The sequence below is a fragment of the Acidimicrobiales bacterium genome (assembly GCA_022452145.1).
Classification (GTDB): domain Bacteria; phylum Actinomycetota; class Acidimicrobiia; order Acidimicrobiales; family MedAcidi-G1; genus UBA9410.
Genome location: JAKURY010000024.1, coordinates 22,975 through 25,519, shown reverse-complemented (window position 1 = coordinate 25,519; position 2,545 = coordinate 22,975). Strand labels below are relative to the sequence as shown.

The window sequence follows — 2,545 nt, the reverse complement described above, 5'->3', positions numbered from 1 at the left end:
GGCTCTTGGGAGTGACAGCCACCCCGTATAGGACCCGGAAGGGGCTCAGGAGTCTCCGTAGAGGCTGAGGGCGTCGGCTACCCCGTCGTCCAGCCGGTAGCTCTCGGCCACGTCGGGGAACTCCCCCGACCTGACGTCGGAGGCGAACTCCGCGAGTGCCTCGACACCCACGCCGAACATGTCCGCATACCGCCGTACGAACTTCGGCAGCACCCGGTGCTCGAGGCCCAGGACGTCGTGGAAGACCAGCACCTGGCCGTCGCAGTCCGGACCGGCCCCGATGCCGATGGTCGAGACCTCCACGGCCTCGGTGACCATGGCGGCCACCAGAGCGGGCACGCCCTCCAGCACGATCGAGAAGCAGCCGGCGTGGGTGAGGGCCTTGGCCGCGTCAACCAGGTCCAGGGCGGCCGCGGTGTCGCGGCCCTGCACCTTGTATCCACCCATGGCGTGCATCGACTGGGGCGTCAGGCCTATGTGGCCCATCACCGGGATCTCGGCAGCCACCAGCGCCTCGATCATCGGAATGCGACGACGGCCGCCCTCCAACTTGACGGCCTGTGCGCCGGCCCGGATCAGCATCGCGGCGTTCCGCACCGTGTCGGCGACCGACACGTGGTAGCTCATCCACGGCATGTCGGCGACTATGAGGGCCGACGGGTGCGTACGGGCCACGGCCGCGGTGTGGTGGGCGATGTCCTCCACCGTCACCTGCAGGGTGTCCTCGTAGCCGAGTACGACCATGGCCACCGAATCGCCAACGAGGATCATGTCGACGCCGGCCTGGTCGACCATCCGGGCACCCGGAGCGTCGTATGCGGTGAGCATCACCAGGGGATCGTCCCCACGGGACACCTTCCGGTCCCGAACGGCGGGAACCGTGCACTTCTGAGCCATTCCTGGCCTCCTTCCCCGTCCAGCGCGCTGCGGCTGCCGGCGGTCGCCGAAACGGTAACAGAAGGCCTACTGGCGGTGAAGGGTCGAGTGACACACTTCACCCACCCATCGGGCGATGTCGGATCAGCGGTATCCCAGTGAGGCCATCCGCACGAGGTGGTTCCATCCGCAGGCTGCGCAGACCTCGACCACGTAGGCGGTCATGTCGGCCTTGCGGGCATCCAGCCTGGCCAACTCACCCGGCGTCGAGATGCAGCGACCATGGGCCGGCAGCCGGGGACCGAACACGTAGGTCACGTGGGCCACCTCGTTGTCCTCGCACACCGGGCACGTCTCCGACGTCGGCGTCCCGCACTCCGCGGCATTTCGCCGGAGCATCGGCTGGGCGTCGCAGAGGATCTCCCGTCCGACGTTGCCCCGCCGCCACCCGTTCAACATCGTCTGACGGGCCAACCGGTAGTCCACGTCGGCCGGACGGCGGGCAGGCAGCAGGCCCTCGGGTGCCTGTCTCGCCTCGCCGGTTCGCCGACTCGCCACGCAGCAACCATAGGCGACATGGCGGAACCGCCATGACGGTTCTGTCGGCCTGTCAGTCGGGAACCCTGGTCGACCACCAGGCGGCTAGCCGCCCACCCGCCTCGTCAGGCTGCATCCGTCCCTCGCGAAGGCGTAGGTCGGTGAGCCAGGCCATAGCCTCACCGACCTCCCGGCCGGGCTCCAGCCCGAGCAGGTCCATCACCTCGCCACCGTCCAGGACCGGACTCAGGTCGTCGAGGTCACCTACCGACCGGAGGCGACCCAGCGCCGATACGAGATCACCGACTGCGACTCCGACCGAACCGGCGAACCCCACCACCCGGTCGAGGATCGGCCCAGCCGCCGCAGCGAGGCGCCGCACCGACTCGTCCGACCAGGTCCCGTCGGTGGATCCGCCGACCCGTATCCGATCGGCGCCCTCGAGGAGGTCGACGATCAGACCTGCGTCGGATCCCGACAACCGCAGGGCGGTGGCGCTGTCGGCCAACCCACCCGTCGCCCAGGCGATGACGGCCAGGCGCAGGACGGGATCCGCCTCGACGGTGGCGACCTGGGCCAGAGCCGACAACCGGGCGTCTTCCTCCAGGCCGGCGAACTCGGGCAACACCCGCCACAACAGGTCGATCTCCTCCAGGAGGCTGAACCCCGCTGTCGGATCCTCCACCTCCAGCAGGCGGAACAACTCGCCGCGGATTCGCTCCCCGGACACGATCCCGAGCCGGTCGGCCAGCGACCGCGCCGCCTCCACCAGACCGTCGGCCGGGGTCAGGCCGTACCTGGCGTGGAACCGGGCGGCCCGCAGCATCCGGAGTGGATCATCGCCGAAGGACTCCCCGGGGGACAGTGGGGTCCGGAGGATTCCCGCAGAAAGGTCGGCCCTACCGTCGAACGGGTCGTGCAGCGTCCCGTCGGCCACGTCCACGGCCATGGCGTTCACAGTGAAGTCCCGACGGCCCAGGTCCTCGTGGAGGTCGGTGGAGAAGCGGACCACGGGTTTGCGGGAGTCGCCCACGTAGGCCTCGGCCCGATGGGTCGTGATCTCCATGGCGTGGTCACCGACCCGTAGCCCCACCGTGCCGAACCGTTCGCCCTGCAGCCATACCACGTCGGC

General features: G+C 69.5%; 3 protein-coding genes. All 3 read right to left on the bottom strand.

Features of this window, described 5'->3' with window-relative positions:
* Positions 1-45 precede the first annotated feature (45 nt).
* On the bottom strand, positions 46-828 hold the full coding sequence (panB, locus tag MK177_08815; protein MCH2427416.1) for a 3-methyl-2-oxobutanoate hydroxymethyltransferase: 783 nt from the start codon (positions 826-828) through the stop codon (positions 46-48).
* Positions 829-1,020: 192 nt separating this feature from the next.
* Positions 1,021-1,434, bottom strand: coding sequence for a DUF5318 domain-containing protein (locus MK177_08810; GenBank protein MCH2427415.1), 414 nt, complete (start codon positions 1,432-1,434; stop codon positions 1,021-1,023).
* A 52-nt stretch (positions 1,435-1,486) separates the two neighbouring features.
* A partial coding sequence (locus MK177_08805; protein ID MCH2427414.1) for a hypothetical protein occupies positions 1,487-2,545 on the bottom strand: 1,059 nt, incomplete at its 5' end.

Excerpts from the sequence above, each read along its gene's own strand:
- panB (MCH2427416.1), bottom strand. The coding sequence starts at position 828 with ATGCTCACCGCATACGACGCTCCGGGTGCCCGGATGGTCGACCAGGCC.